The 23,745-nt window shown below is 68.1% G+C and carries 17 protein-coding genes; 9 read left to right on the top strand and 8 right to left on the bottom strand.

Annotated elements, in window-relative coordinates; translation table 11 throughout:
* The first annotated feature begins 30 nt into the window (after positions 1-30).
* A complete protein-coding gene (locus FSB78_RS17885; protein ID WP_158638037.1) occupies positions 31-2,259 on the top strand; it encodes a glycoside hydrolase family 88 protein in 2,229 nt (742 codons plus the stop codon).
* On the top strand, positions 2,256-4,649 hold the full coding sequence (locus FSB78_RS17890; RefSeq protein ID WP_147083882.1) for a beta-galactosidase: 2,394 nt from the start codon (positions 2,256-2,258) through the stop codon (positions 4,647-4,649). Before FSB78_RS17885 ends, FSB78_RS17890 begins: the two co-directional genes overlap by 4 nt.
* A 54-nt stretch (positions 4,650-4,703) precedes the next feature.
* Here the strand turns inward: FSB78_RS17890 and FSB78_RS17895 are convergent, their stop codons facing one another.
* The 5 genes from FSB78_RS17895 to FSB78_RS17915 all read right to left on the bottom strand — a co-directional run bounded on the left by FSB78_RS17895 (position 4,704) and on the right by FSB78_RS17915 (position 11,620).
* Positions 4,704-7,751 carry a TonB-dependent receptor gene (locus FSB78_RS17895; RefSeq protein WP_147083883.1) on the bottom strand — a complete coding sequence of 1,016 codons (3,048 nt, stop codon included), beginning with the start codon at positions 7,749-7,751 and terminating at the stop codon, positions 4,704-4,706.
* Between the two features lie 143 nt (positions 7,752-7,894).
* Positions 7,895-8,503 (bottom strand): LutC/YkgG family protein, encoded by a 609-nt coding sequence (locus FSB78_RS17900; RefSeq protein WP_147083884.1) that lies wholly within the window; start codon positions 8,501-8,503, stop codon positions 7,895-7,897.
* The gene (locus FSB78_RS17905; RefSeq protein WP_147083885.1) at positions 8,500-9,894 is read right to left on the bottom strand and encodes a lactate utilization protein B; all 1,395 of its coding nucleotides are present in this window, start codon (positions 9,892-9,894) and stop codon (positions 8,500-8,502) included. The genes FSB78_RS17900 and FSB78_RS17905 overlap by 4 nt, the downstream gene beginning before the upstream one ends.
* Entirely contained in the window at positions 9,891-10,655 is a 765-nt protein-coding gene (locus FSB78_RS17910; protein WP_147083886.1) for a (Fe-S)-binding protein, read from the bottom strand. The genes FSB78_RS17905 and FSB78_RS17910 overlap by 4 nt, the downstream gene beginning before the upstream one ends.
* Complete coding sequence (locus FSB78_RS17915) at positions 10,652-11,620, bottom strand: alpha/beta hydrolase (RefSeq protein ID WP_147083887.1); 969 nt, start codon at positions 11,618-11,620, stop codon at positions 10,652-10,654. Before FSB78_RS17915 ends, FSB78_RS17910 begins: the two co-directional genes overlap by 4 nt.
* A 160-nt stretch (positions 11,621-11,780) precedes the next feature.
* Between FSB78_RS17915 and rhmD the strand changes: the two genes are divergently transcribed.
* The 7 genes from rhmD to FSB78_RS17950 all read left to right on the top strand — a co-directional run bounded on the left by rhmD (position 11,781) and on the right by FSB78_RS17950 (position 18,642).
* A complete protein-coding gene (gene rhmD, locus FSB78_RS17920; RefSeq protein WP_147084306.1) occupies positions 11,781-12,965 on the top strand; it encodes an L-rhamnonate dehydratase in 1,185 nt (394 codons plus the stop codon).
* A gap of 17 nt (positions 12,966-12,982) precedes the next feature.
* On the top strand, positions 12,983-13,852 hold the full coding sequence (locus FSB78_RS17925; RefSeq protein ID WP_147083888.1) for a 2,4-didehydro-3-deoxy-L-rhamnonate hydrolase: 870 nt from the start codon (positions 12,983-12,985) through the stop codon (positions 13,850-13,852).
* Positions 13,849-14,598, top strand: coding sequence for an SDR family NAD(P)-dependent oxidoreductase (locus FSB78_RS17930; RefSeq protein WP_147083889.1), 750 nt, complete (start codon positions 13,849-13,851; stop codon positions 14,596-14,598). The genes FSB78_RS17925 and FSB78_RS17930 overlap by 4 nt, the downstream gene beginning before the upstream one ends.
* A gap of 207 nt (positions 14,599-14,805) precedes the next feature.
* Positions 14,806-15,708, top strand: coding sequence for an amidohydrolase family protein (locus FSB78_RS17935; protein ID WP_147083890.1), 903 nt, complete (start codon positions 14,806-14,808; stop codon positions 15,706-15,708).
* Entirely contained in the window at positions 15,705-16,766 is a 1,062-nt protein-coding gene (rhaT, locus tag FSB78_RS17940; protein ID WP_147083891.1) for an L-rhamnose/proton symporter RhaT, read from the top strand. Before FSB78_RS17935 ends, rhaT begins: the two co-directional genes overlap by 4 nt.
* Positions 16,763-17,827 carry a glycoside hydrolase family 43 protein gene (locus FSB78_RS17945; protein ID WP_147083892.1) on the top strand — a complete coding sequence of 355 codons (1,065 nt, stop codon included), beginning with the start codon at positions 16,763-16,765 and terminating at the stop codon, positions 17,825-17,827. The genes rhaT and FSB78_RS17945 overlap by 4 nt, the downstream gene beginning before the upstream one ends.
* A 2-nt stretch (positions 17,828-17,829) precedes the next feature.
* A complete protein-coding gene (locus tag FSB78_RS17950) occupies positions 17,830-18,642 on the top strand; it encodes an alpha/beta hydrolase (protein WP_147083893.1) in 813 nt (270 codons plus the stop codon).
* An 85-nt stretch (positions 18,643-18,727) separates the two neighbouring features.
* On the opposite strand, the gene FSB78_RS17955 is transcribed toward FSB78_RS17950, so the two are convergent.
* Genes FSB78_RS17955 through FSB78_RS17965 form a run of 3 tightly spaced genes read right to left on the bottom strand, consistent with a single transcriptional unit; the run spans position 18,728 to position 23,734 of the window.
* Positions 18,728-19,690 carry a glycoside hydrolase family protein gene (locus tag FSB78_RS17955; RefSeq protein ID WP_147083894.1) on the bottom strand — a complete coding sequence of 321 codons (963 nt, stop codon included), beginning with the start codon at positions 19,688-19,690 and terminating at the stop codon, positions 18,728-18,730.
* Entirely contained in the window at positions 19,687-21,234 is a 1,548-nt protein-coding gene (locus FSB78_RS17960) for an MFS transporter (protein ID WP_147083895.1), read from the bottom strand. The genes FSB78_RS17955 and FSB78_RS17960 overlap by 4 nt, the downstream gene beginning before the upstream one ends.
* Positions 21,224-23,734 carry a glycosyl hydrolase 115 family protein gene (locus FSB78_RS17965; RefSeq protein ID WP_242008383.1) on the bottom strand — a complete coding sequence of 837 codons (2,511 nt, stop codon included), beginning with the start codon at positions 23,732-23,734 and terminating at the stop codon, positions 21,224-21,226. The genes FSB78_RS17960 and FSB78_RS17965 overlap by 11 nt, the downstream gene beginning before the upstream one ends.
* Between the last annotated feature and the right edge of the window lie 11 nt (positions 23,735-23,745).

The following is a 23,745-nucleotide window of genomic DNA, read 5'->3' on the forward strand; positions in this document are numbered from 1 at the left end:
GCGCAGACCGCGATGAACGGGAGAGCGATGATGAGGTTGTTCGCCATACTGCCGCTGCTGATGGCCGGAACGGCCTCAGCACAAATGCCGCCAAGCGGTCCTGTGGTTGCCGCACCGGCGCGACCGAACGTCGCATTCGACAGCAAGCGGATACCCGACCCGCGTCGCGTGCTGGCATTGCTCGATCACACCGCGGCGACGCAGATCGCCGACCTGCGGGCGCGGCCGATGGCGTTGAAGGGCGACGTGGTCCGGCCGCTCACGGCGAACTGGGTCAGCGCGGCGTTCCTGACATCGCTGACCCGGCTGACGCGGGTGTCCGATGCGTCGGGCGGTACCGCGTTCCTGCGCGACACCGCCGAGCATTTCAATTTCGGGCTGCAGGGCGGGTCGCGACCCTATGCGATGCTCGATGCCGACAATATCGCGCTCGGCGAGGCCTATGAGGAATTGTACGCACGCAGCGGGCGCGAGCCGGAGATCGCCGCGACGCGCGCGCGGCTCGATTACGCGCTGCCCTATCTAACGCTCGACCCGGCGCCGCGGCGGCTGGTGTGGTGGTGGAGCGATGCGCTGTACATGGCGCCGCCGGTGCTGGCGCGGATGTCGGTGCAGACCGGCGATCCCGCCTATCTGAAGGCGATGAACACATCGTGGTGGCGGACGCACGACGCGCTGTGGGCACCGGCGGAGGGGCTGTACCTGCGCGACGCCCGGTTCGGGACGCGCTTTGCGAAGAACGGCAAGCGGGTGTTCTGGTCGCGTGGCAATGGCTGGGTGGTCGGCGGCATCGCGCGCGTGCTCGAATCGATGCCCGCCGATTATCCGTCGCGCCCGCGCTACGTCGAGACGCTTACGACGATGGCGGCGAGCCTCGCCAAGCTGCAGCGCGACGATGGCCTCTGGCCCGCCAACCTGCTCGATTCGCAGGACCCGGCGGGTGCGGAGACGTCGGGGTCGGCGTTCTTCGTCTACGGCATGGCGTGGGGGATCAACCACGGGTTCCTCGACCGGACAACCTATCTGCCCGTCGTGCTGCGCGGCTGGGCCGGGCTGACCAAGGCGATCCAGCCCGACGGGTTGCTCGGCCATGTCCAGATGACGGGCGACCAGCCCTGGCCGACCAAGGCCGACGACCATGCGCTCTATGGTACCGGCGCGCTGATCCTCGCAGGGCTGGAGGTGATGCGGCTGGGCGGGCCGGTGACCCCGCTGCCGCTCGCCGAGCCCCCGCGCGATCCGGTCCGGCCGGCCGTCCCCGTACTGCGTCCCGAGCCGGCGGGGCTGACGCCGGCGGAGAAGGCGGCGTTCGACCGGCGCAACGCGGAGCGTAAGGCGGTATCGGACCTGGGCTTCGATCCGGCGCGCGATGGGGCCGACGCGCCCGCCCGTGCCGACGGTATCGTCAATCCGCGCCTGACGCTGCCGCTGACGCCGCCGCCAGCCGACCAGCGTGCGCCGCGTGCGAGCGTGAAATTCGCGCCGTATCGCTACGACGATATCCTGTGGGAGAACGACCGCACCGCGCACCGGATCTACGGCCCCGCGCTCGAGGCCTATGAGCCGCCCTCGACTTCGGGGATCGACGCCTGGGGCAAGATCGTGCCGTGGCCGTTCATGGAGCGCCAGCTCAAGACCGGGAAGCAGCACGACTTCCACGGCGAGGGCATCGACTTCTACAACGTCAACACGTTCCGCGGGGCGGGCGGCCTGGGCATCTGGCAGGCCAACAAATTGTGGACCTCGCGCAACTGGGCGAAGTACCGCATCCTCAAGGACGGTCCCGACGTCGCCGATTTCAGCGTCGACTACGCGCCCTGGCCGGTCGATACGGGGCGGAAGGTGTGGGAGACGCGGCGCTTCACGCTGCCGCTCGGCACCAATTTCACGCGGATGGTGTCGACTCTGTCGTCCGATACGGCCGAGCCGCTGCTGGTCGGGATCGGGATCCAGAAACGGCCCACGGCGCCCGCTGCGGGCACGCTGACCGCCGACGCCAAGACCGGACGGTTCAGCTTCTGGGGCCCGACCGATCCCGACAAGGGCGCGATGGCGGTCGCGCTGATGGTCGACCCGGCGATGATCGCCAAGGTGACCGAAGATGCCGACAACTACCTCGTCATCCTCAAGGTCACGCCGGGCAAGCCGTTCGTCTATTATTCGGGCGCGGCGTGGAGCAAGGGCCTCGAGTTCCATGACCGGGCCGCGTGGGAAACCTATGTCCGCGCGCAGACGCCGAGCTTCGCGGTGCCCAAATGAGGCGCGCGCTGATCGGCCTGTTGCTCGTGACGACCGCGGCGTCGGCGCAAGAGACGGTGCGCGTCGACGCCGCCGCCTCGCCGCCAGCGCCGCGCAGCGGACAGCTGCACATGGGGACCGCCAAGGGGCCCGGCGGCACGATCGGGATCAATAGCCAGTATCTGACCCGTAACGGCCGCCCCTGGCTGCCGGTGATGGGCGAATTCCACTTCACGCGGACTCCCGCGGCGGAGTGGGAGGCCGAGATCCTCAAGATGAAGGCGGCGGGCGTCACCATCGTCTCGAGCTATGCGATCTGGAACCAGATCGAGCTCGCGCCGGGCAAACTCGACTGGACCGGCGACCGCGACCTGCGCCGCTTCGTCCAGCTCTGCGCCAAGCACGGCATGCTCTTCTTCCTGCGCCCCGGGCCCTGGGCGCATGCCGAGGCGCGGTTCGGCGGCATCCCCGACTGGGTGGTGGCGCGCACGCGGCCGCGCAGCGACGACGCGGCGTACCTCGCTGAGGTGAACCGCTTCTGGGCCGGCATGTGCGCGCAGGTCCGCGGGCTGCTGTGGAAGGATGGCGGGCCGATCGTCGGGATGCAGATCGAGAACGAATATAATCTCGACGGGCCGGGGCAGGGCCGCGGGCATATCGCCACGCTGAAGGCGCTTGCGCGGCGGATCGGCTACGACGTGCCGCTCTACACGGTGACCGGCTGGGACCACACCATCTATCCGCGCGGGCAGGTCGTGCCGGTGATGGGGGGGTATGTCGACGAACCCTGGTCGGCGAAGACTGGGCCGCTGGGACCCAAGGAAAACTACCTGTTCCGCTTCCGCAGCCGGGTGAGCGGCGATCTCGGCGCGCAGACCCGCGGCGCGAAGGTCGGCGACGCAGATGCCGACACTGCGGACACGCCGTTCCTCGGCGCCGAATATGGCGCGGGGGTGCCGGTGATGTACCGGCGGCGGCCGTTGCTCGACCCGATCGACGTCTCCGCCGCGATCACCGCGCAGCTCGGGTCGGGCGTCAATCTGCTCGGCTATTACATGTTCCACGGCGGCGCCAACCCGCTGGTCGACGGCCGCGCGATCGAGGAGACGCAGGCGTCGGGCGGGTACAACGACGTGCCGCAGATCGGCTACGACTTCCAGGCGCCGCTCGGCCAATATGGCGAAGTCGGACCGGTCAGCGCCGCGCTGCGCCCGCTGCACTATTTCCTCGACGCCTATGGCGACCGGCTCGCGACGATGACCGCGCGCGAGCCGGCGGTGGTGCCGAGCGGCAATGCCGACCTCGCGACGCTGCGCTGGTCGGTGCGCTCGGACGGCGCGTCCGCGTTCCTGTTCGTCAACAACCATGTCCGGCAGTCCGCGATGCCCGCACGCCGCGACGTGCGGTTCGAGGTGGCGCTGAAGGACGGCGTGGTACGGTTGCCGCCGGTCGACATCGCCGCGGATGCGAGCTTCGTCTGGCCGATCAACCTCGACCTCGACGGCGTCCGGCTGGCCTGGGCGACCGCGCAGCCGGTGACGCGGCTGACCGACGCGGCGGGGCCGATCCATGTGCTGGCTGCGACCGGGCCTGGGGTCGTGGGGCTCGCCTTTGCACCCGGCACGACGCTGTCCGTGCCGTCGCGGCGCGATGCAGCGGGGCAGGTGCTGGCGAGCGTGACGCCGTCGGCGACGCGAACGATCACCGCGACCGCGCGCGACGGACGCCGGGTGCGCCTGATCGTGCTCGACCAGGCCTCGGCGAAGCGCGCCTGGGTCGGGGACGTGTTCGGCCAGCGGCGGCTGGTGCTCACCGATGCGGATCTGTTCGTCGACGGCGGCCGCCTCGTGCTGCGCCAGCGCGGCGAGACGCGGTTCGCCTTCTCGATGCTGCCGCAGGCGGCCCTGTCCGTGCCGCAGACGCGCGCCGGCGAGTATGCCGCGACGGTCGGCACGGACCGCGCCCGCGATATCGCGCTCTCGCCGCTGCGCCCGGCCGGCGAGGCGCCGCCGGTCCAGGTCGGCGGTCCGGCCAAGGCGGCGATGCAGCCGCTGCCCGAGGCGCATCGTGCCGCCGCGGCCTGGTCGTTCACGATACCGCGCAGCGCGCTGCCCGCCGGCGGCGATGCGTTTCTCGAGATCGACTACCGCGGTGACATCGCGCGGCTGTTTGATGGCGACACGATGCTCGACGATGCGTTCTGGGACGGGCGGGTCTGGCGGATCGGGTTGCGCCGTTTCGCGGAGCGGCTGGGCAAGCCCTGGACGCTCACGGTCCTGCCGCTGCGTGCGGATGCGCCGATCTATCTGGACGCGAAGGCGCGGAAGATGTTGCCGGGGACGGCGCAGGTCGCCGAGATCCGCGGGGCCCGGCTAGTGCCGGAGCGCGAGCTTGTTGTGACCGCGCGCTAGCTGCCGTCCCCCCGCTTTCGCGGGGGGACGGTGAAGGGTCGCGGCGATCTCCGATCAGAACTGCAGGTTCGCACCGATCGTGAAGGTGCGCCCGATGCGCGTCTGGAACAGCGTGTCCTGACGCTTGCTGTCGGTATAGATGCGGTTCTGTTCGTCGGTCAGGTTGGTGCCTTCGACCAGCAGCTTGATGTTGTCGGTGAGGGCGTAGGAGGCCGAGGCATCGACGTACATCGTCTTGTCGTTGACCTGGAGGTCGCTGCCCGGTGATGCGGGGACGCCGCGCAGGAACGGGTCGCGATAGTTGACGGTACCGCGCAGGCTGAACTTCTTGTCCTCGTAGTACGCGGTGCCCGACGCGGTGTTCTTCGACAGGCCGAGCAGATCCGCCTGCGTCGTCGCGGTTACGGCGCCGTTCGCCGTCGCGGTGATGTAGGTGATGTTCGACGTGACGTGCGTGTAGTTCGCCAGCACGCCGAAGTTCCTGAGGAACGGCGACGACAGGAAGGTGAACGGGATCTGCGCGTTGACCTCGACGCCGTTCAGCTTGCCGCCCGGCGTGTTGGCGGGCTGCGAGATCACGAACAGCTCGGTCGCTGCGGTGTTGGATCCGGCGAGCAGCGCCTCGGGCAGACCCAGCGTGTTGAACGCGACGGTCTGCGGGACGTTCTGGACGAAGGTGTCGACGTTCTTGTGGAAGTACGCGACCGACAGCAGCGAACCGGGGGCAAAATACCATTCGGCAGCGGCGTCGAAGGTCTTGGCGCTGATCGGCTTCAGGTTCGGGTTCTGCAGGCTGCCCGACCGCGTGACCGGGTTGATCGTCACCGACGGGGTGAGCGAAGCGAGCTCGGGCCGTGCGATCACCTTCGATGCGGAGAAGCGCAGCAACAGGCTCTTGACCGGCTCGATGACCAGATTGCCCGAGGGCAGCCAGTTGTCATACGAGCGGTTGGCGGAATTGAACTGGCCGGTGACGCCGGTCGGTGAGGTCGCGAGCGGCGACGGGATGATCGCGCTCGATGCCTGGTCGGTGTGGACGTAGCGAACGCCGAAGTCGCCGCGGATGCCGACCGGCAGGCGATCCTCGAGATCGAACGTGCCCATCAGGTACCCGCTCTTCTCCTCCTCGAGCACGCGCGACAGGCCGGTGCCGCACGAGATGCCGCAGGTCCGCGCGGTGTCGAGCCCCAGCGTCGAGATCATCTTGGTCGGATCGAGCGACGCCCAGCTCGCAGGCGCGCTGTGGCCCCACAGGTCGTTCACGCCTTCGATCTGCATCGACAGGCTGGCCAGCGTGACGCCGGCCGGCAGCGACTTGGTGGTGATGTCCGAGGTGAAATAGCCGGTGCCGAGCGTGGTGAAGTTGGCGCGGCGATATTGCGCGCCCGTCTTCACCGTGAAGAAATCGGCGACCTTCCAGTCGAGGTTGGTCTCGCCGGTCAGCCCGGTGGTCTGGTTGTAGCGCGGCGCGCCCTGGAAGCTGAAGCCGCCGAGCACGGTACCGTCGGCAAGACCCGGCGCATAGTTGAAGTTGGCGGGGTTCGCGACGTCGAAGCCGAAGCCCAGGTCGGGCGTGGTGTTGCCGTTGTACGCGAAGGTGAACGGCTTATCGATCGCGTCCATGAAATACTGGAAGCGCTGCTTGGTCTGCAGCCGCGACTTGTTCATGCCGAACAGCGTCGTGACCGTCAGCGCATCCGAGAAGTCGTGCTTGAAGTTGATGTTCGCCTGCTTGAACGTCGACACGAAGTTGTCGCGCAAGCCCTCGGAGCGGATGTCGACGCCGTCATAGCTGGCGCTCTGCACCGAGCCGAGCGGGCTGAGCGTGATGTCCTTGATCGACGTGTTCGGCATGCCGTTGTTCGACCCCGAACGACCGAACGAGATCGCCTCGATGTAATTGTCGTTCCGCACGACGTGGAACCGCGAATAGAGCAGGTCGACCGAGATGTCGGTCTTCTCGTCGGGCTGGAACTGCAGCGTCGCGGTGCCGCCGATGCGCTGCTGCTTCTGCTCCGAGTTCAGATAGCGCGGGATGCGCGGGAAGAACGCGCCGCTGCCGGGCGTGTTGGGAAGGTCGGGACGACGTGCGGCCTGCACGGCGTTGTAGGCCGCGATCGACCCGGTGCGCGGGTTGCCCGGATAGCATTGCGTCGCGGTTGCACCCTTCGATCCGACCGCAGGCACCGACGGCGTCACGCCGATCGGCGAGCAGAAGCCGCCATTGGTGTTGGCGGACAGGATGTCGACCGCCGAATAGCCGACCTCGCGGATGTTGCGCTCCTGATAGGCGAGCGAACCGAGGATGCCCCAGCGACCGTCGCCGAACTTCTTCGCGATGAGCAGCGAACCGCGCGGGTTCACGTCCTTCGACACCTCGTTCCAAAGGCCCTTCACGGTCGCGCTGATCACGAAGTCCTTCGACTGGCCGAGCGGCTTGGGCGCGGTCAGGTCGACGGTGGCGCCGAGCGACCCTTCCTCGACATCCGCCGACGGCGTCTTGCGCACCGCGAGGGCGTTGAAGATCTCGGTCGGGAAGACGTTGAAGTCGAAGCTGCGGCCGCTGTTCTGCGCACCGTAGATGTCGGAGGCGCCAGTCTGTGCGGTACCCTCCATGCCGTTGATGCGGACGCGGGTGAAGCCGGCGCCGAGGCCGCGAACCGAGATGTTCTTGCCTTCGCCGCCGTCGCCGCGTGCGAGCGCGACGCCCGGGATGCGCTGCATCGATTCGGCAAGGTTGCTGTCGGGGAACTTGCCGATGTCCTCGGCGACGATGCTGTCGATCGCCGCGGTCTCGCGCCGCTTGGCGTTCAGCGCGCTGTCGAGCGAGGCGCGGAAGCCGGTGACGACGATGTCGGCCTCACCTTCGGGGCCGGCAACAGGCGTGGCGTCAGGCGCAGCGGCAGGTACGGCGTCGGTCTGCGGATCGGCCGGCTGCGGTGCTGCAGGCTGGGTCGGGGCGGGCTGGGTTGCGGCAGGCTGGGTCGGGGCGGGGGGGATCGGTGCGGTCTGCGCCAACGCCTGGGGCCCGCATGCGGTCAGCGCCAGCGCGGCAAGGGACGTGCTGCTGCGGATCGAAGCCCGGATATGCGTATGGTTCATGCAGGAAACCTCACCTTGGAAAAAACACCGATCGTCCCGCCGGTTTCAATATGTAGGATGGAGTTCCGTTTTATCTGATAATTGATCGAAATTGCAAGTGAATTGGCGTCAGTCAGGTTTTGGGGTGCGGCCGCCGCCCGACGTCAAGCCGTCAGGATGACGTGCAGGAAGCGCGGACCGTGCGCCCCGCGGACATAGGTGCCCTCGATGTCGGTGGTGCCCGAAACGCCCGTGACCCAGTAATGCGCGCGCGGTTGGGACCCGCCGAGCATTGCGTCCTCGAGCTGCGCGACGATCCGCGGCACGACGACGATGTGGTGCAGCGCGAGGAAGTTGGGGAGCATCGGTGCGGTCGGGCTGGTCTCGAACACCAGCGATCCGGTCTCGGCGACGCCGCAGCGTGCGAAGGCGAGGACTGCGTTCTCGTCGGGTGCGACGCGGTCATGGAGCGTCAGCCCCGCCCAGTCTTGCGCCGCCAGCCGCGGGTCGGGCGGCACGCACAGCACCGGCGGCAGGCCCTGCGCGGCGAGATAGGCGGCGACCGCACGCGGCAGCTGGTCGAGCGATCCGATCCGCTCGACTGTCGCGGCGATGCTCGGCAGCGTCAGCATCTCGAGGAAGCTCTCGTCCAGTGCGGCCGGATCGACGCGCGGGCGTTCGGGCGCGATCAGCAGCGCGGTGGCCTCGGCGTCGATCGCCGCGGTCGTGGCGGTGCCGCCCAGCCGCGAGAGGATGGCGTCGCGCGGGGTCATGACCGGCGTCCCTTCTTGTACTGCGCCATGAAGCTCTGCGCTGCGGGTTTGGGCATGTCGCGATGCTCGGTCCAGGCACCGGCGAGCGGCAGTTTCGACAGCCAGCCGCCGCGTCCCATCAGCCGCATCGCGCGTAGTGTCGACGCGGTCGCGGCACGGTAGAGCGCCGGCCGCCGTGCGAACCACGCCCAGGTGCCGAGCCCGGCGCGCAGGCTGGTGGGTTCCAGCCCCTCGCGCCAGCTCTTTTCGCGCCAGCCACGCAACAGCGTCGGCAGCGGGATGCGCACCGGGCACACCTCCTGGCATTTGCCGTTGAGCGTGCACGCATTGGGCAGGTCGCGGTTCTTGGCGAGCCCGTCGAAGGCGGGGGTGAGCACCGCGCCCATCGGCCCGGGATAGGTCGCGCCATACGCATGGCCGCCGATCTGCCGGAACACGACGCAGTGGTTCATGCACGCGCCGCAGCGGATGCAGCGCAGCATCTTGGCAAGCCCCGTCTCGCGCATCATCGTGCGGCCATTGTCGACCAGCACGATGTGCATCTCCTCCGGCCCGTCGCGGTCGCCCGGCCGCCGCGGGCCGGTGTAGAAGGTCGTGTACTGGCTGAGCGCCGCGCCGGTCGCCGAGCGCGACAGCATCCGCAGCATATGCACCGCATGCCCCATCGACGGCACGATCTTCTCGATCCCGGCAGTGACGATATGAACGCGCGGCGGGACCAGCGAGAGCTCGGCATTGCCTTCGTTGGTGACGGTGCAGACCGCGCCGCTGTCCGCGACGAGGAAGTTCGCGCCGGAAATGCCGACATCGGCGGCGAGCATGCCTTCGCGCAGGTGGCGGCGCGCGCTTTCGGCCATTGCCGCGATCGTCTCTTCCTGGTGCGGATCGCGGTGCTTGGCCTTGAACAGCACCGACACCTGCTCGCGCGTCTTGTGCATTGCCGGCCAGATGATGTGCGAGGGGCGTTCGTCGGCCAGCTGGATGATATGTTCGGCGAGATCGGTCTCGATCCGCGTGATCCCCGCCGCTTCGAGCGCGTGCGGCAGGCCGATCTCCTCGCCCAGCATTGACTTGGACCTGGCGACGCTCCTGGCGTTCGCGGCCTTGCAGATGCCGATAACGATCTCGCAGGCCTCGTCCGCGGTGCGCGCCCAGTGGACCTTCGCCCCCGCCGCGACCGCATTCGCCTCGAAGCGTTCGAGGTACAGGCCGAGATTGGCGATCACATGGTCCTTGATCGCCGCGGCGCGGTCGCGGGCGCGTTCGAAGTCGGGGAACGCCTCGACAGCGATCGTCCGCTTGGCCTCGGCTGTGCCCGCGGTACGCTCGACCGCGATCTTCAGGTTGCGGTCGGCGAGTGCGGTGTCGACGCGGTCGGTGAAGGCGCTCATGCCTCTTCGCCGATCGCGGGGCCGTCGCCCATGCCGGCGAGCAGTTCGACCGCGTGGAACGCGCGGACCTTCGATCCCTCGCGGTTGAGCTTGCCCGCCATGTTCATAAGGCAGCCGAGATCGCCGGCGAGCAGCAGGTCGGCGCCGGTCGCGTCGATTGCGGTCGCCTTCTCGGCGACGATCGCGTTCGAGATCGCGGGATATTTGACGCAGAAGGTGCCGCCGAACCCGCAACACGTCTCCGCCCCCGCCAGCGGGGCGAGGCTCAGCCCCTCGACCGCGGCGAGCAGCCGGCGCGGCTGGCGCTTGATGCCCAGTTCGCGCAGGCCCGAGCAGCTGTCGTGATAGGTCCCGGTCGCATCCAGCGCGACGCCCTCGGGTTTCCAGCCGCGGACCTCGTCGAGATAAGCGAGGATCTCGAACGTCCGCGCCGCCAGCGCGATCGCGCGCGGGCCCCATTCGGCGTCGTGTTCGAGGATCTCGGGATAATGCACGCGCACCGTCGCCGCGCAGGATCCCGACGGGATGACGACATGGTCAAAGGGTTCGAGCATCGCGATCGCGCGCTTTGCGAGGTCAGCGGCAGTGTCGCGGTCCCCTGAATTGAGCGCGGGCTGGCCGCAACAGGTCTGCGCGTCGGGCACCACGACCTCGCACCCGGCCGCCTCGAGCGCGCGGATCGCCGCGAAGCCGATCTGAGGCCGGATCATGTCGACCAGGCAGGTGACGAACAGGGCCACTCGGGGAGGGGTAGGGGTCATACGCCGTGCCTGTGCAGGAAGGTGAAGTAGGCGTCGGACCAGCCGCTCGCCGCCGGCGTCTTTGCACCGATCCCGAAGCCGTGTCCGCCCGCCTCGTACAATTGGCATTCGACCGCGCCGCCCTGCGCACGGAGCGCGGCCGCCATCAGCAGGCTGTTCTGGTAGGGCACGGTCCTGTCGTCGAACGCGTGGGCGAGAAAGACCGGCGGCGGTACGGGCATCACGCCGTCTTCCATCGAATAGGCGGCGACGCGGTCGGCCGCGGGGGTGGCGCCGAGCAACTGCTCGCGCGATCCCGCATGCGCGAACGGATCGCGCAGCGTGACCACGGGATACATCAGCGCAGCAGCCGCCACGCCCAGTGGCTGGCGGTCGACCGCATCGATCGGGGCGTAGGTCTTGCGCGGGGCCCGGGTCGAGAGCCAGGCGGCAAGGTGGCCGCCCGCGGAGAAGCCGATCACGCCGACCCGAGCCGGATCGAACTTCTCGCGCGCCGCCAGGCTGCGCGCGAGGCGGAGCCCGCGCTGCGCGTCCTGCAGCGGCGTATCGGCGCCGGCCGTCCAGCCATCCGCGGGCATGCGGTAGCTGAGCACGAAACACGTATAGCCCGCCGCGGCGAAGCGGCGCGCGATCACATAGCCTTCGAGACCCGTCGACACGCGGCGATACCCGCCGCCCGGGATCAGCAGCAGCGCGGCGCCGTTGGGGCGCGCCGCGCGGACAATCGTCAGCGTCGGCGTGACGACATGATCCTGGTACAGCGTATCGGTGCCGAGTTCGGGGTAGCGCAGCGCCGACACTTCGGTGACGCGAACGCCCGCGCCGCCGGGGGGGGTCGCGGGCCAGAGCGGCATCCGTTCGAAACCGGCGGGCAGCGGGATCGCTGCCTGCGCGAAACCCGGGAGCGCCGATACCGCACCAAGCGCGGCGGCGCTCGCAAGGACGCTCCTCCGATCCACGTTCATCCGCTTTTCCTCTGCCCGGCCGAGTCTGCGTTTGACGCGGCCATTCTCATCAAGTAACGATCTATCCCATAAAGTGGAATAAAGTAAACAGCGCCGACACCGCCTGCATCCCGTTCGAGGAGGTGGCGGGAAGGGGAATGAGGAGCTTAGAGTGGCGATCGTGTCCTTGCCGAAGATCAAGCATGTCCGGGCGTTCGTCGTCCGCGGCGGTGGCGCCGACTATCACGACCAGGGCGCAGGCCACTGGATCGACGATCACATCGCCACGCCGATGAGCCGCTATCCCGAATATCGCCAGTCGCGGCAGAGCTTCGGCATCAACGTGCTGGGCACGTTGGTCGTCGAGATCGAGGCCGAGGACGGCACGATCGGTTTTGCGGTCACCACCGGCGGCGAGCCCGCGGCGTTCATCGTCGAGAAGCATCTCGCGCGCTTCCTCGAAGGACGCAGCCCGACCGAGTACGAGAAGATCTGGGACCAGATGTACTTCTCGACGCAATATTACGGTCGCAAGGGGATCGTGGTGAACGCGATCTCGGGCGTCGATCTCGCGCTCTGGGACCTGCTCGGCAAGCTGCGCCAGGAGCCGGTCTATCACCTGCTCGGCGGCGCGGTGCGCGACGAGTTGCAATTCTATGCGACCGGCGCGCGTCCCGACATCGCCAAGGAGCTCGGCTTCATCGGCGGCAAGATGCCGCTCCACCACGGCCCCGCCGAGGGCGTCGAGGGGATGAAGAAGAACATCGCGATGATCGCCGACATGCGCGCGAAGTGCGGCGACGATTTCTGGCTGATGCTCGATTGCTGGATGGCGCTCGACGTCGACTACGCCACCCGCCTGGCGATCGCGGCGCACGAACATGGTCTGAAATGGATCGAAGAGGCGATCAGCCCCGACGACTATTGGGGCTATGCGGAATTGAAGCGCAACGTTCCCAAGGGGATGCTCGTCACCACCGGCGAGCATGAAGCGACGCGTTGGGGCTTCCGCATGCTGCTCGAGATGGATTGCTGCGACATCATCCAGCCCGATGTCGGCTGGTGCGGGGGCGTGACCGAGCTGCTCAAGATCAGTGCGCTGGCCGACGCGCATGGCAAGATGGTCGTGCCGCACGGGTCGAGCGTCTACAGCTATCACTTCGTGATCACGCGCCACAATTCGCCGTTCGCCGAGTTCCTGATGATGCATCCGGGGCCGACCGAGGTTGTGCCGATGTTCCACCCGCAGCTGATCGGCGAGCCCGTGCCGCAGAACGGCCGGCTGAAAGCCAGCGCGCTCGACGCGCCGGGCTTCGGCGTCGAGCTCAATCGGGATATCCCGATGCACCGTCCTTACACCCACTAAGTCGAAAGCCGCTTCCCATGAAATTGTGCCGCTACGGTCCGCTGGGCCAGGAAAAGCCGGGCCTGGTCGATGCCGACGGGCGCATCCGCTCGCTCGCAGACCATGCCGACTTCACGCCCGAGACGCTCGCGCCCGACGCGCTGGCCAAGCTCGCCGCGATCGACGTGGCGTCGCTGCCGGTCGTCGAGGGGACGCCGCGCTACGGGGTCCCGATCGCCAACGTCGGCAAGATCGTCGCGATCGGGCTCAACTACCGTGACCACGCGATCGAATCGAACCTGCCGATCCCGAGCGAGCCGATCATGTTCGGCAAGGCGCTCTCCAGCCTGACCGGCCCCAACGACCAGGTCGTGTTGCCGAAGGATTCGACGCACAGCGACTGGGAAGTCGAGCTGGGCGTCGTGATCGGCACCACCTGCCGCTACGTCGAGGAAGCGGATGCGCTGAACCACGTCGCCGGTTACGTCCTCGCCAACGACGTGTCGGAGCGCTTCAACCAGAAGCAGCGCGGCACGCAGTGGAGCAAGGGCAAGGGCCACGACACCTTCTGCCCGGTCGGCCCCTGGCTGGTGACCGCGGACGAGGTCGGCGATCCGCAGGACCTCGCCATGTATCTCGACGTCAACGGCACGCGGATGCAGACCGGCAACACCGCAACGATGATCTTCTCGGTGAAGGAAATCATCGCCTATGCCAGCCAGTATGTGACGCTGTTCCCCGGCGACATCATCATCACCGGCACGCCGCCGGGCGTCGGCGAGGGCAAGAAGCCCGACGCGATGTATCTGAAGGCAGGCGACGTGATGGAGCTCGGCATCGCCAAGCTCGGCACGCAGCGTCAAGACGTGGTGGCCTGGCGTCACCTCGGCGCGGGCAAGCTCGCATGAGCGTCTATCAGGGACGCTTCGACGGTCGCTGCGCGATCGTAACCGGCGGCGCGTCGGGTCTCGGCAAGGACGTCGCCCGGCGCATCGTCGCCGAAGGTGGCAAGGTCGTGCTTTGGGACCTGAACGCCGACGCGCTGGCGGCGGCGAAGGACGAGATCGGCGCGGCGCACGTCGTCGCGCTCGACGTTTCGGACCAGGCCGCGGTCGAAGCGGCCGCGACGGCGAGCGTCGAGGCGATGGGCAAGGTCGACATCCTCGTCTGCTCGGCCGGGATCACCGGCGCGACCGGACCGGTGCACGAATACCCGCTCGACAGCTGGCGGCGGGTCATCGACATCAACCTCAACGGCCTGTTCTATTGCTGCCGCGCGGTCGTGCCGTATTTGCTCGCGAACGGCTATGGCCGGATCGTCAACCTGGCGTCGGTCGCGGGCAAGGAAGGCAACCCCAACGCATCGGCCTATTCGGCATCGAAGGCGGGCGTGATCGGGCTGACCAAGTCGCTCGGCAAGGAACTCGCGACGAAGAACATCATCGCCAACGCACTGACGCCGGCGACGTTCGAAAGCCCGATCCTCGCGCAGCTGCCGGCGAGCCAGGTCGACTACATGCGCGGCAAGATCCCGATGGGTCGTCTCGGCGAAATCCACGAATCGACCGCGATGGTGTGCTTCATGGCGTCGGAGGAGTGCAGCTTCACCACCGCATCGACGTTCGACACCTCAGGCGGCCGGACTACTTTCTAGACCGCAATCCTCCCCCGCCAGGGGGAGGTGTCACCGTAGGTGACGGAGGGGGCGGACACGAAACAGATGTCGTCGTTACCGCCCCCTCCGTCTGGCTACGCCAGCCACCTCCCCCTGGCGGGGGAGGATGAGGTGGCGCCGAACTGCACCTTACCGCCGCAGCCACTCGACACGAAGCGGCACGGCACCCCCCCCGGAGAGGCCGCAATGATCCCGTTCGTCGATGCCCATATCCACCTCTGGGACCTCGCCCACATCCGTTATGCGTGGCTGACGCCGCCGTTCGGCGAAGACGGCCCCAATGGCAGCGTTGCCGCGATCGCGCGCAATTATGGCATCGCCGACTACCGCGCCGACCTCGCGCGCTGGAACGTCGTCGGCGCGGTGCACGTCGACGCAGGCGCGGACCCTGCGCAGGCAGTAGACGAAACGCGCTGGCTCGAAGCGATCGCCGACGCCGACGGCCTGCCGAGCGGCATCGTCGCCTACGCACCGCTCGACGACCCCGATGTCGACACGCAGCTCACCGCGCAGGCCGCGCACCCTCACGTCCGCGGCATCCGGCAGATCGTCAACTGGCACCGCGACTCACTGCGCAGCTACACGCCGCGCAACGTCACGCAGGACGCGCAGTGGCAGGCGGGCGTTGCAAAGCTCGCCGCGCACGAGTTGTCGTTCGACCTGCAATGCTACCCTGCGCAGATGCCCGGCCCCGCCCCGCTGTTCGCGCGCACCCCCGACGTCCCCGTCATCATCAACCATCTCGGCATGCCCGTGCTGAGCGACCCCGATGGTATCGCCGATTGGCGCGCCGGGCTCCGCGCGCTCGCCGCGATCCCGCATGTCGCGATCAAGCTGTCGGGTCTCGGTTTCATCGCGCGCGACTGGACTCTCGAGCAGGTCCGCCCGTTCGTCCTCGAGGCGATCGACCTGTTCGGCCCCGATCGCTGCATGATCGCGAGCGACACGCCCACCGACAAGCTTTTCGCGCCGATCGACCGCTATCTCGAGGCGTATCATTCGATCACCGCCGACTTCACCGACGACGACCGTCGCGCGATGTTCGGCCGCAACGCCAACCGCATCTATCGTCTGGGGCTAGAGATATGAATCCATTGGTCGGCGTGATGTACCATTGGCTCGGGGGCCTCGCCTCGGCGAGCTTCTACGTGCCGTTCCGCGGCGTGAAGCGCTGGTCGTGGGAAATCTACTGGCTGACCGGCGGCATCTTCTCCTGGCTGTTCGCGCCGTGGTTCTTCGCGGGTCTCCAGACCAACGACCTGCTCGGCGTTCTCGGGCAGGCGCCCTCGACCGCGTTCTGGTGGCCGATCGTGTTCGGGCTGCTCTGGGGCTTTGGCGGGCTCGGCTACGGGCTGACGATGCGGTATCTCGGGCTTTCGCTCGGGATGGCGGTGGTACTGGGACTGTGCACCGTGTTCGGGACGCTGATCCCGCCGCTGTTCACCGGGGAGTTCCACGAGAAGCTGCTCGCTACCCAGTCGGGGCGCATCGTGCTGGCTGGCATCGGGCTGACCCTGGTCGGGATCGTCATCGTCGCGTTTGCCGGCGCGAAGAAGGATGCGTTGCTGACCGAGGCGCAGAAGGCGGCGGTGGTTGCCGAGTTCGATTTCAAGAAGGGCATTCTCGTCGCGATCGGCGCCGGCATCATGTCGGCCTGCTTCGCGTTCGGGCTCGCCGCAGGCGAGCCGATCAAGGCACTGTCGGCGGCGGCGGGCACCGGGCCGCTCTGGACCGGGTTGCCGGTGCTGTGCCTCGTGATGTTCGGCGGGCTGATCACCAACGGGCTGTGGTGCGCGTTCCTGATCCGAAAGAACCGCAGCGCAGGCCAGTGGGCGGGGCGCACTAACGACGGCGTCCGCCCCCCGCTGCTCGCCAATTTCGCGCTCAGCGCGCTCGCGGGCGTGACCTGGTATTTCCAGTTCTTCTTCTACACGATGGGCGAAAGCCAGATGGGGCGCCTCGGCTTCTCGAGCTGGACGCTGCACATGGCGAGCATCATCATCTTCGGCACGCTCTGGGGCTTCGCGTTCCGCGAGTGGCGCGAGGCCGGCGCGAAGATCAAGGCAATCGTGTGGAGCGGGATCGGCGTGCTGATCCTCGCGACCGTCGTGATCGGCTATGGCAACAGCCTGGCGGTTGCGGCGTGAAGGCAATCCTCCTGGCGGGGCTGCTCGCGCTTGCCGGTGCCGCACCCGCTGCGCCGGCGAACGACGCGCCGCTGGTGCTGACCGCGATGCATCTCCACGACCCGTGGATCGTCGCGGACAAGACGACCAAGACCTATCACCTGTTCACGCGCAACGAAGTCGCGATGACCGGCGACACGCGGCTCGGCACGATGGTCTATACCAGCCGCGATCTGAAGCATTGGAGCAAGCCCAAGCTCGCCTTCGTGCTGCCCGACACCGTCTGGGCCAAGGCGGGCAGCTGGGCGCCCGAAGTGCATCAGTGGAAGGGGAAATGGTACCTCTTCACGACCTATCATGATTCCGCAGCCCTACTCGGCCGCAACGGCGCGCGCGCGACCTATCGGCGGGGCACCGTGCTCGCGGTCGCCGACCGGATCGACGGGCCGTACACGCTGGTGCGCGGTGGCGAGCCGATCGCGCCGAAGGAATTGATGACGCTCGACGGGTCGCTCTACGTCGATCCCAGGGGCAAGCCCTGGCTCGTCTATGCGCATGAATGGTGGCAGACGACCGTGGGCACGATGGAAGCGATCCCGCTCACCGACGACCTCGCCGCCGCCGGACCGCCGCGCGTGCTGTTCCGTGCGAACGAGGCGTCGTGGGTCGTTGGGCAGAAGCAGCCCGACGGCGACACCGTGTACGTGACCGACGGCCCCGAACTCTATCGCAGCAAGACCGGCAAGCTGCTGATGCTGTGGTCGAGCTACGGCAAAAAGGGCTATGTCGAGGCGCAGGCGCGCTCGACGTCCGGCGGGCTGGAAGGGCCGTGGGAGCAGCTCGGCACGCTGGTCGAGCGCGACAGCGGCCACGGCATGCTGTTCCACACATTCGAGGGCAAATTGATGATGATCGTCCACCGGCCGTTCAATTATGCGCTCGGGAAACTCTACGAGATGCGCGACGATGGCGACCGGCTGTCGGTGGTGCGCGAGGCGACCGAGCTCGACGGCGAGGCCTATCCGACGCACCCGTGCGTGCCGGGGCATTCGTCGTTCGACGGCGCGGCGCCGGGGTGTTGAGCATGCTCGGCGCCGATAGCGTCTGGCCGCTCTGGGGCGACGCGGCCGCGGTGACGTTCGACGATCCTGCCACCGTACCCGATGTCGCCGTGGTTTCCGCGGTCGAGGCGCCGGTACTGCTCGGTTTTCGGGCGCGTGAGCTCAACGGCCGCGCGATGCTCGTGCTGGGCGGCGGCGGCTACACCGCGCTGATGGTCGGGCGCGAAGGCGTGCAGGTCGCACGTTGGCTCACCGGGCTTGGGTACAACGCCTATGTCCTGATCCACCGATTCCCGAACGCCGCCAACGGACCGTCCGCACCGCTCGACGACGCAGTCGAGGCGATGCGGCTGATCCGCGCGCATGACGACACGCCGGTTGGCGTCGTCGGCCTGTCGTCGGGCGGGCATCTCGCGGCGTGCCTCGCTGCCGAATATCCGTCGGACTGGGTTGCGCGATCTGACGCGGATCGCCCCGACCTGTTCGTCATCGGCTACGCGCCGATCTCGACCAATGCGAAGGGGCGCACGATCATCGCCGACAAGCCGTCCCTGCCGCCGGTCGAGAAACAGGCGATGTACGACCGGCTGCAGCCCGATGCGCAGCTGCTGCCGGCGCCGCCGCCTGCGTTCATCGTCTATGCGGGCAACGATCCCGTCGTGCCGGTCGAGAATGCGCGGCGGCTGCATGCCGCGTGGCAGCGGGCGGGTGGTGCGGCGGAGCTTCACGTGTTCGGCGACGCGCCGCATGGCTTCGCGCTGGATACGAAGGATATGCCGGTGTCGATCTGGCCGATGCTGTGCGAAGCATGGCTGCGGCAGGTCGGGTTTCTCTAGTCCCGGTTTTCCTGCGAACGCAGGAACCCAGGGTCTGGTAGCGCAGCGCCCGTAACCCTGGGCTCCCGCGTTCGCGGGAGAACGATCAAGGCTTTAGCACGACCTCGGTCGGCGCCTCGCGATCGACTGATATCACGCCGTCTTTCTCGCGCAGTTCGGCGATCTGCAGCACGCTGCGCCGGTGCCACTCCGGATCGGACGCCGCGCGCGGCTCGCCCGATTGCTGCACGAAATAGACGATGTACGCGCGGTCGCCCGCGACAATGACGTCGGGATGCTGCCCCTTGGCGCGATCGGTCTCGGCCTTGCCGGGGTCGGCGAGCAGATAGCCCGGCTGGCGCGTCCACGCGGTGCCGTCATCGGAGCGCATCAGCAGCAGGCCCTTCCAGGCGTCCGACACCAGCCACCAGCGCCCCCGCCAGCGGAAGGCCTTGGGGCCTTCGCCGGGGGTGTCGGTCAGCCGGTCCTTGACGCTCCAGTGGACCAGGTCGCTGCTGTCGGCGGTGCGGATCGCCTTGTTCATTCGCTCGTCGTTGAAGAACAGGCGATAGCCGCCAGCGGGCAGCGCGACGACGCTGGCATCGATTACGCGGTCCGACCCTAGGTCGAGACGCTCGTCGCAGCTCCAGCTTTTGAGGTCCTTGCTGGTAAGATGGACTAGGAAGCGAGGGGCGTTCCAGTCGCGGAAGATTCCGGGGACCACCGTCACCCACATGTGCCACGTTCCGCCGAACCGCTCGACGTCGGGCGCCCACAAGGTCGCGCCGGTGCACGCTGCCGGGATCGCCGCGACGCCGCCATAGCGCCAGCGGGCGCCGTCCTTCGACCGTGCGGTGACGATCGCGGTGCCGTGCACCCAGCGCACGTCCTCCGGATCGTCCATCGGCAGGTCGGCGCGGCGGTTGGTGTAGAACATCACCCATTCGCGCGTCTTCGGATCATAGACCGTCGACGGGTCCGCCGCGCCGTCGTGCACCGGATCGCGGAACAGCGGTTTGGGCGCGACGGGCGGCGATGCGGCGAGCAGCGCGATCGCCAGACCGATCACTTGGCCTGTGCCTCGGCGACCGGATTGTTGCCCCACAGGCGGTCATAGGACCAGCCCGACAGGTCCTCGACGACGCGTGCGTTCTCGGGGCTTGTCGGGGTCCGGGCACCGCCGCGGAAATGCTCGATCTCATCGAGCAGGATCGCGTGCGTACGCGGCGTCAGCCGGAAGCGCGTCGACACCAGCACGCCGAAGATCAGCATCGCGATCGTCCCCACGCCCAGCACGCCGACGATGGCGGCGATCGCGGTAGGGCTCTGCGTCGGCGCCTTCGAGAGAAAGCCTGACGCCTGCATCACCTGGCCGACCAGAATGACCGCCAGCGCCTGGCTCATCTTCCGCACGAACGTCATCACGCCCGCGAACGCGCCTTCGCGACGGCGTCCGGTGACGATCTCGTCGACATCGGCCATGTAGTTGTAGGTTGCCCAGGGGATGTAGTTGAGCGCGCCGCGGCCGAGGCCTGCGAACACCACCGGCAGCCAGAACAGCGCCGAGGTCGCGGTATAGCCCGCGCCGTACATGCCGAGGAACACCAGCACGCCGATCGCGAAGCTGAGCGCCGCGAACCGGTACGCGGCCGCGGGCGACAGTCGCAACGCGAAGTTGATCGCGAGCACCACGGCGACCAGCTGAACGATGTACGTCACACCGACCAGGTTCGCGACGATCGCGGTCGATCCGGCAAGCGCGAAGATCACGAAATAGGTGAAGGCGGCGTTGTAGATGTCCTGGCTGATATAGCCGCCCAGATACATGCCGAGGTGGAGGCGGAACGCGCGGATGCGCAGCGTCGAGAACAGGTTGCGGTACAGCGCCTTGAACGCCGCGCCGAGCGTCGGGCGCTCCTCGGCATCCTCGAGTTCGTCGAGGCCGGGCGGCCGCTGGCGCTCCCAGCTGAACGCATAGAGCAACCCCGCCGCAGCCATGAACAGCACCGAGAAGATGATGCCCATGTACAGATAGGTGTCGGGCGAATCCGGCCCCAGATACGCGATCAGCCATCCCGGCAGGAACGCCGCGCCGATCGCAGAGCATTGGCCGAGCAGGATGCGCGCGCCGGCGAACTTCGCCTTGGTCTTGTAGTCGGTCGCCATTTCGGAGGCGAGCGTCTCGTACGGGATGATCTCCATCGCGTAGACCATCTCGAACAGCACGTAGGTGACGAGATAATACCAGAAATTCTGACCCGCGACCCACATGATCGCGAATGATGGCAGCAACGGGATCGCGGCCAGGATGAAGAAGCGGCGACGCCCAAATTTCCGGCCCAGCCAGGTCCGGCCGAGACCGTCGGACAGATGCCCGATCGTCGGGCTGGTGATCGCATCGAGCACGCGCGCGGTGCCGAAGATGATCGTCGCCTCGCCCGCCGACAACCCGCAGAAGCTGGTGTAGAAGATCAGGATCCAGGTGCTGATCACTGCCATCGAACCCGCGCCGAGCACGTCGTTCGAGCCGTACGCGAGCAGATTGTACCAGCGGACCGGCCGTGCGGGTGCGAGTGGCAGCGCCGGGTTGGCGGCGATCGGATCAGTGGCCATGGGGCAGTCCTTGGATGGGCACGGGGTCGAAACGGAGCGCGTCGAGGATCAGCGCGGGATCGTCGAGCGTGACGACGATGGTATGCGCGCCGCCGGTCAGCGGGGTAGGGAGAGCGAGGTCGAGGCGGTTGTCGAGCACCGCGCGCGCCCAGGCGGAATCGCCGGTGCGGCGCTCGGCGGCGATGGTCGTTGGCGGGTTGCCGTCGATCGCGACCGCCAGTTTCAGCCCGCTGCCTTCGATCGTGGGGTAGGTCGGCAGCACTTCCGCGGCGAGCTGCCAACGGCCCGGCGGCAGCGTGACCGCATAGGACAGCGTGGTCGGCGTGGACGCGGCAATCGCCGTGGCATTGCGGCCGAGACCGTCGACGAGGCGCCAGCCGGTGCGCGGCGATTGAGTGGTTTCTGCTTCGACGAGGATGGATGTCGTCGCCAACCCGCTACCGCTCCCCGGCGAAGGCCAAGGCCCAGTTGGGATAGCGGCGGTAACGGAGGGCGCCCCGCTGCCACTAGAGCCTTCCCAACTGGGCCCCGGCCTCCGCCGGGGAACAGTGAGAGATGCTTCTGCAGTCGGTAAAATCGGCGGGGTCAGGCGATAGCGGCGCCATTGGCCGTCCGCGGGTTCGACCGCCATCATGCCGCGCCATTTGCCGCTGGCGAGCTCGTCATTGTAGCGCCGGGTCAGCGTCGTCAGTGCAGCATCGGCGGCGCGCGCTCGGTCTCCGGCGGCAGCGGCGCCTGCCGGATCCGTGTCGCGCAGCCGGTCATGCGTCTCGGCCTCGAACACGCGCGCGTTGGCGAGTCCCGCGGCGGTGACGGGATAGTCGACCAGTTCGAAGAACGCGTCGCGCCGCTCCGGGGCGATTTTCGGCGCGACCGCGCGGACGCGCGCGCTCAGCGCGTCGAAGGCGGCGAGGCGGGTGGCGACCTCGTCGGGCGTGAGCGGGCTGGCCTTGGACAGCTGGCCCGGCAGCCACCATTGCAGATGCTCGGGCCGCCGCGCGAAGTTCAGCCGGTGGTGCTCCGCGAGGATCGCCGCGAGCTCGGGCCCCAGGTCGCGCCCGACGCTATCCGCCGCCCAGTCCGATACCACGGCATCGATCGGCTTCGCACGCGTCCCCGGCACGTCCCATGCAAGCCGCAGGAAATAGTCGGTCGCGAGTTCGGCAGGCTTCAGGTCGCCGACATTGGCCACCCACATCTGCCGCGCGCCCGCATCCCAGGCGCGGCCCATTTCCTCGCGGATCAGCGCGGGCGGGGTGGTCGACAGCCAGATATAGGAGAGCGGCGCACCGAGATACGACAGGTGATAATAGATGCCCGACCCGCCCGGCCGCGCGCGCTCGGCTGCGTCGGGGAGGTGGCGGATATAGCCGAAATTGTCGTCGGGCCACATCAGCGTGACGTCGCCCGGGACCTTCAGGCCGCCGCGATAGACGTCGAGCACTTCCTTGTACGGCGTGAACACCTGCGGCGCGCGCTTGGGAAGCATCGCGCGCTGGTCGGCGAAGATACGTTCGAGCAGCTGGCGCCGGCCGTCGTCGGTGGTCGGCCCGACGATCCCGCTGTCGTGGATCCCGCGCATGCCGAGCGTCCAGACATTCTCGTACGCGCCGTTGCTGCGGACGCGGTTGCGCCAATAGCTCGACACGCCGCCGGGGTTGGCGAGGTAGTTGAAATCCTCGGCAGGCGCCTTCCACTCGCCGACATTGTTGCGCAGCATCGGCTCGGCGTGGCTCGACCCCATCACGATGCCGTAGCGATCGGCGAGCGCCGCATTGGCCGGGTTCGCATTGAACGGCGTAGTGACCTTGTGCATCGCTGGCCACACCATGTTGGCTTTCAGCCGCAACATCAATTCGAACAGTTTCGCGTACGTCCTGGGCCCGATCGTCCCGGCCTCGGGCTCGAACGTCGTCGCTGCCCAGGGGGCAAGCCCCCAGTCCTCGTCGTTGAGGAAGATGCCGCGATATTTCACCGAGGGCGGCCCGAAATGCTGCAGCCCTGCTGCAGCATAAATGCGCGGATGCCGCTCGGGCGCAACGTCTGCCCACCAATGCCAGGGCGACACGCCGATCGCGTGTGTCAGCTCGTACGCGCCGTACGCGGTGCCGCGACGGTCGCTGCCGACGATCACAAGTGCGGAGGCAACCCCCGGCGCCGGGTTCACGACGGTGGTGATGACAAAGCTTTCCCACGCCCCGCGCAGGCGCGAGACGTCGAGCTTGCGCTGGCGCACCAGCCGGTCGATCTTCGGGTTGCGCCCGAGCGTCCCGAGCCAGATCTGCGTGCCGTTGTCGGCGCTCGCCCCCGACACCGCGGACAGGTCACGGCGCAGATCGGCGGCGGCGATCCCGACGACCGGAAAGTCGCCGGGCGCCGTCATCACCCGCGCCACGCCGCGCGCGTCCGCGAGTGCGAGGCCGCCGCCGTCGAACGACGCCAGCGGCCCGGCGAATGCCGGCGCTGAGACCGCCGCCGCGGCGACGGCGACCGCCCGCAAGACGCGCGGCA

Origin of the sequence: Sphingomonas ginsenosidivorax, assembly GCF_007995065.1 — a bacterium.
GTDB classification, from domain to species: Bacteria; Pseudomonadota; Alphaproteobacteria; order Sphingomonadales; family Sphingomonadaceae; genus Sphingomonas; species Sphingomonas ginsenosidivorax.